4 protein-coding genes are annotated in these 5503 nt (G+C 40.4%); 1 reads left to right on the top strand and 3 read right to left on the bottom strand.

All coding sequences use genetic code 11. The annotated features are described in order from the left end of the window. Nucleotides 1-413: 413 nt before the first annotated feature. From ABYD77_RS17345 to ABYD77_RS17335, 3 genes are all read right to left on the bottom strand, one after another. Entirely contained in the window at nt 414-1718 is a 1305-nt protein-coding gene (locus ABYD77_RS17345) for an alpha/beta hydrolase (protein ID WP_372771348.1), read from the bottom strand. Nucleotides 1719-1873: 155 nt separating this feature from the next. After that, nucleotides 1874-3313, bottom strand: coding sequence for an ankyrin repeat domain-containing protein (locus ABYD77_RS17340; RefSeq protein ID WP_372771347.1), 1440 nt, complete (start codon nt 3311-3313; stop codon nt 1874-1876). A 247-nt stretch (nt 3314-3560) separates the two neighbouring features. Continuing rightward, nucleotides 3561-4151 (bottom strand): MarR family winged helix-turn-helix transcriptional regulator, encoded by a 591-nt coding sequence (locus ABYD77_RS17335; protein ID WP_372771346.1) that lies wholly within the window; start codon nt 4149-4151, stop codon nt 3561-3563. Between the two features lie 200 nt (nt 4152-4351). On the opposite strand from ABYD77_RS17335, the gene ABYD77_RS17330 reads away from it, so the two are divergent. Then, on the top strand, nt 4352-5503 hold a 1152-nt coding region (locus tag ABYD77_RS17330; protein WP_372771344.1), incomplete at its 3' end, for a hypothetical protein.

Raw genomic sequence — 5503 nt, 5'->3', positions numbered from 1 at the left:
TGCATAGTGGGGAGAGATCTACACCTAACTAGGTAAGCATGAACAACCATGTATTATTTGTGTTTAAGTCAGTAACAGCTGAATGATATAGGTAAGTGTTGTCGCAGTAATAAGCTATTTGGCCTTGATTAGACACCCCATTGGTGCGCATTAATTTAAGCAATGAGTTGAATCGTTTACACCTTAGCTGAGCCTTTAACTAACTGGACGAATGAGCCATCCCCTTGAGTAGCGCCAGATTAAGGTTAACCGATAAATGTCTAGTGGCCCTAAACAATAAGTTGTATCGACTGATTTAGGCAGCGATGAGATCGCGATAAGAGATTACTGCGTAACGCCCCTATATGTGTTTGCCGTAAACGATTGCCAATACAAATTAGCTGCTTAAAAGAAGCTAAAAAGAATCGTTATGCTTACTTGACCGGAGAAGGTCCATATGTGTTAGTAATTCCTTGGCCTATTAACGATTTGAGGCCTTTCGCTATCGTGTGTCGCCAGCCCAAATGGGAGTGTCCTCCTTTATACTGATAGTATTCGACTTGATAGCCCTTTAATTCCAACACGTCTCTAAGCTGACGATTAGTACCAACAGCAGCCAAACCGAGGTCATACAATCCCACATCCATATAAAACTGAATATCTTTTTTGGGCGACTGCTTGTAGCTCGAAACAAGCGTTCCTTCGAATTCAGGGTAGATAGGCCAATTTTTGTGCTCATTCAATGTATAGTAAAAAGAGCCTGATTGCGAAAGCACTGATCCAATCAGATTGGAGTGACGATATGCAGTATACATTGCTGCAAAACCAGCTCGGCTAGGTCCTGATACTACAACTCTTTTTGGGTCTGTTGTGATGGTGTACTTCTCCTTAATCCAGGGAAGTAACTCTAACGCGATGAAATTAGTCATCAGCTCGCTAATCAAATCTTTTGAACGATTTCCCTGATTAAGGACAAAAATTACGATGGTAGGTCCTATCTCTTTTTCATGAATTAAGTTATCTAAAATTGTTGGCAGGGGTGTCCATCCATGCCAGGCTGGACCGTTTTCAGGGTCGGTTGAGTAGTTTTGGCCGTCAAATTGGAAAACGAGGTTGTGTGCAACGTTTTGGTTATAGACAGCTGGTAAATAGATCTTAATGTCGCGTTTCTCATCCATGAATTTACTTTCGAAAGAAAAATCACGCATGCTACCTTTTGGTATGCTTTTCCTATTAAGGATATACTCAGACAGTGGTGCGTCTGGGCCAATCACAGCACCATCATAGATATGCTCTACAGAAGTTTTATCAAGACCAATTGAGCCGTTAACTTTTGTTCGTTTAAATTCGTTCACACCATAAGCAAACCATGCGTCACTGGGAATTGTCTGTGTGCAAAAATAAATTTGACTACTGCCTATTCGCTTAAACCTCAGTCCATAAAAGTCGGGACCTCCAGACAGCATGATATAGTCTGTATTATCGCTCCCTTTGGCAAAATAAGTCACTGTCACTGTATTTGCTAAATCCTTGTTAACTTCAATGATGTGCTTTTCAGGAATCGTATTGTAAAACTGAAGTGCAGCGCTTTCGTCTTTTTGCTGGTCTAGCCAAATTTTATAAAGTGTATTAGTAGGATATTCAGTTCTGGCGATCTTTTCCTGAGCAGGTGTAACAGCGTTGACATTCGTTGCTTGTATGAAAAGTAGTAATGAAAGAAAAATTAACAACTTATTCATTCACGATCCTTGTAGTTTAATGGTGAAAAAATTATTTAAATATAACAAAGTATTACAGTTATTGGTTAGATAATTGAATCCTAGTGGATGTTACATAACGTGCCGTTTTTCGTAATTGGTTAAAGTATGTAAGCTTGCTTATTTAAAATATGTTTTTACTGCTTAGGCAACTTGGCACTTAATAATGCAATAGCCAATTCATTGTTTTTATTTTCAGCAACGTCTAACGCGGTGTTGCCATGTTTATTTTTGCGTGATTTGTCCGCACCGTTTTTAAGTAAATAACGCAAATTTTCAATTTTGCCTAAGTACGCGGCATCAATTATGGGTGTGTCGCCGTTATTATTCGCGATATTTAAATCGGCACCGTTTGCTACCAATAATTTTACTAATTCAAAGTTGTTGGTGCTCCAGCCTGCAAGTATTAATGCGGTATCGCCAGCCTTTGTTTGGGCATTTAAGTTTGCGCCTTGTTGTATTAGTAGCTTCGCTCCTTCCAATAAATAAGGGTCTTTACGAAAGCTTGAAATAAATAATGGCAGAACGGTGCTGTTTGAATTATGCAGTTGGGTTTTGTTGCTTGTGGTATTTTGTAGCATGCGAAAATAGTCGTGCTTGTTGTTTATTAACGCAAATACAAACAATGAATCCTTATTGATGACGACATTTTCAAATTTCGCGCCATGGTCAATCAAGGTTTTTGCCATTTGAACACGGTTTAGTATTACCGATTGATAAAAAGCCTCGGTGATTACGGCGTGTTGATTGAGTGTAGATTCAGTAATTGTTTTATTAAGCGCGCTTAACTCATTATTTTTCACCGCATCTATCAGCGGGTGATTTGGCACTAAAGCCGTTGCTGTACTTTCGATAATACCTTGTAGCCAAGGGTAAATAGACGACACTCGGGTGTAATATTCGCTAACGCCGTAGCGCCCCTCAGCAATGCCATTGCCAACCTGATACGAGCTTATGCCAATCACAATTGGTGTGTTATCAACAATAACAAATGCAGGGCCGCCACTGTCACCGCGCGAGCTGATGCCTTCAAACTGGGTAGCCGTTTCGGGTTTATTAAAAGTAAAGCCAATCACATGCTCATTAGCACTTGCTACCGTATTTGTAGCGCCTCGCTGCTTAGTATCATCTCGAATAAGGCCATCTTGTCCGTTGCCAAAAGTGCCTCTGCCAACAAAAATAACCTGTTGGCCAACTTCATTTTTTTGCTGATTTAGAGCCGCTGGTTTTGCGTTTTTTAGGGGATCTTTTAATTGAACCAGCGCTGCATCATAAAATTCGTCATTTGCGCGTTTAAATTTGGGGTGGATAACAATTTTTGCGACGCGGTATTGGCTGTTGATATGCCGCGCGGTAAAAGTATAACTTTCTTTACCTGCTACGCAGTGCGCTGCGGTTAATAGCCAGTTGTTATTGATTACGGTTGCGGCGCAGCCAGCAACATATGCAACAGACGGTGAATATTGCTCGCCAAGCGCTAGGTAATTTTTATCGTCTACATCGTGTCTGATCACAATGGCATTAACAGCAGTTGTAGCAAAAAGTAGTACGAGCGGAATAAAAGTATTCAATGTCAAAATGTATATCCCTATTCTGTGTTTGCAAGTGAGCGATTTTCCGCCTTTTGAGTTCACAATGCTGCGTTTTAAAAGGCGTTCGTCTGATAAAAAGGGCAAACCTTTGTTAGCTAGAGTAAGTGAGGTAGAAGTAAAAGCCAACAGTATTTTCTACACTAAACAGAATGTTAGCTTTGTATGCCAGCTAAACTTTCCCTGTTAACGAGTCGGATCATGGTATTTCCTTACTTTGGTTACTTTATGGGGGTTACTTTATTTCGATTGCTTTTGTGCGTTTAAACCAACGAATTTGTTCACTTTGGTCACGCGTGGGTGTGCCGCCATTGTCTTTAAGTGTTTGCGCGTTTTCTGCCAGCATGCGCTCGGTGTTGAGCTCAATTTTCTCAAGTACTGTCATTAACAGTGTTTGCTCGTCATCACTAATGCCATCCAGCACATCTTCACAGCGCTTGGCCATATAATTAGCAATATTTTGGTAAATAGGTGTACCAGCTTCGCTTAATTCAACAAATTTACTGCGGCTAGTGGTATGGTCGTTTGAGGCTTGAATAAGCTCTTCTTTTAACAGCCCATTGATTGCGCGTGTAACAGAGTAAGGGTCGAGCCTTGTTTGGTAAGCAATATCGGCCGCATTAATTGGGCCATACGAGCCAATATTTAATAGTACGCGAATGGCGCGTGTATCTAAGTGAGTGATGTGTTTTACGTTGGCGTCTCTATCGAGTGCAAGTAAGTTACTTGCGATGGCAATACGATAGGGCACTTGATTGTATAGGTCGAGACTGCCAGATACCTTGCTGTTTAAATTAAATGCTGTTTTACGCGAATTGCTTGTCATGCTTTTTCCCAAAATAAAAGTGCATCGGCACTTTTTTTCAGACTTCTTTGCAAGCAGCATAGCTAAATGTTTTGCAATTTGCGACAACGTAGCATCTGCTTGCTTTATTTTTAATCGCTACGGTTTAAATGATTAAAGGTGAATGGTCACAAAGCTCGTGGTAGATTATTAGGGTATTAACATTTTTATTATTAATAATAATGACATTAGAAAAAGAAGATCTGATTTTATTAAATCGAACAGGCGACAATTTAAAAAGCGTACTTAGGCAAGTGGTGTTACATTTTCCACAATCGGCCAGTTCGATAAATGGTATGTCACGGTGGCTTGATTTTAACCGTTCAAACTGTCAGCGCATTTTAGAAGGCATCAATAAAAGTAAAGACGGCAAAGATGCCTTGTGTTTATTCCCTGGAATTGCTGGCTTAGAAGAGTTTTTACATAAAGCGGCGCAGCAAAATATTGAAAATAGCGCGTTGTTAGAGGCGCAAAAAGCCGTTGAAGCGTTTGCTTCTGTTCTTAATAAATACGCGCGCAGCCATGCTGAACTAAAGCGTTTGTTGGGAAGCAGTGTTGTTAAAAACAAAGCAAATCACGGGGCGCTCACATCAAATGAAAAACGCGAGCAACATTTTTTGGCGTCAAAGCAGTTATTAGGTAGCTCTATAGATAGTTTATTTGCCTGTTACATTTTGCGCGAGAACGAGCTTAATACCCAATATTTACATGAAGTTGCGTTGATTTCCAAAAAAGGGATTTCGCGCGCTATTGAAGCGCAGCCGTTTATTCAATTTTATTCGCATCCGCAACCTGAAAACTTTACATCGCCAGAGTCAATTTGCGGTGATTCTCGGGTACAAAAAGGGGCATTTCAGGTGGGTGTGGTAGAAGAGTTTTCAACGCCCGGGTTAATTGATGCGTATTCGAGCTACTCTGCGAGTAATTCAGGTATTGTGTTTAATAACCTACCGGAAAGCACACAGTTTGATGCCACTTTTTTATTTAGTAACCCTGATGAACTATCGAATCCGCTTAATTCATCCAGCAATTGCAGCTCAACCAGTATCTCTATTAAAACACCCACTAAAAAGCTGTTTATGCTGGTGTTTTTAGAAAAGAAATTGGCAATGCAAAGCCTAGTAAATGTAGGCTGTTATGCAGGCAATCAAAAGGTAGAAGAAGGCAAATTACGCGCCGATGATATGTGGACTGAAAAACTGCCGGAATTCCCTGAGTTAAAAATTGTGCCAAATGGCACGCCACTGCAAGGCGATATGCAAGCGATGACAGATTACTTGTTTAATTTTGCTGAGTTAGATGCCAATGACTTTTGCTGTTATTTACTGGAAGTG

Origin of the sequence: Pseudoalteromonas sp. (assembly GCF_041629635.1) — a bacterium.
Classification (GTDB): Bacteria; Pseudomonadota; Gammaproteobacteria; order Enterobacterales; family Alteromonadaceae; genus Pseudoalteromonas.
The sequence above is the reverse complement of the archived record's forward strand: the minus strand, read 5'-3'. Positions and strand labels throughout refer to the sequence as shown.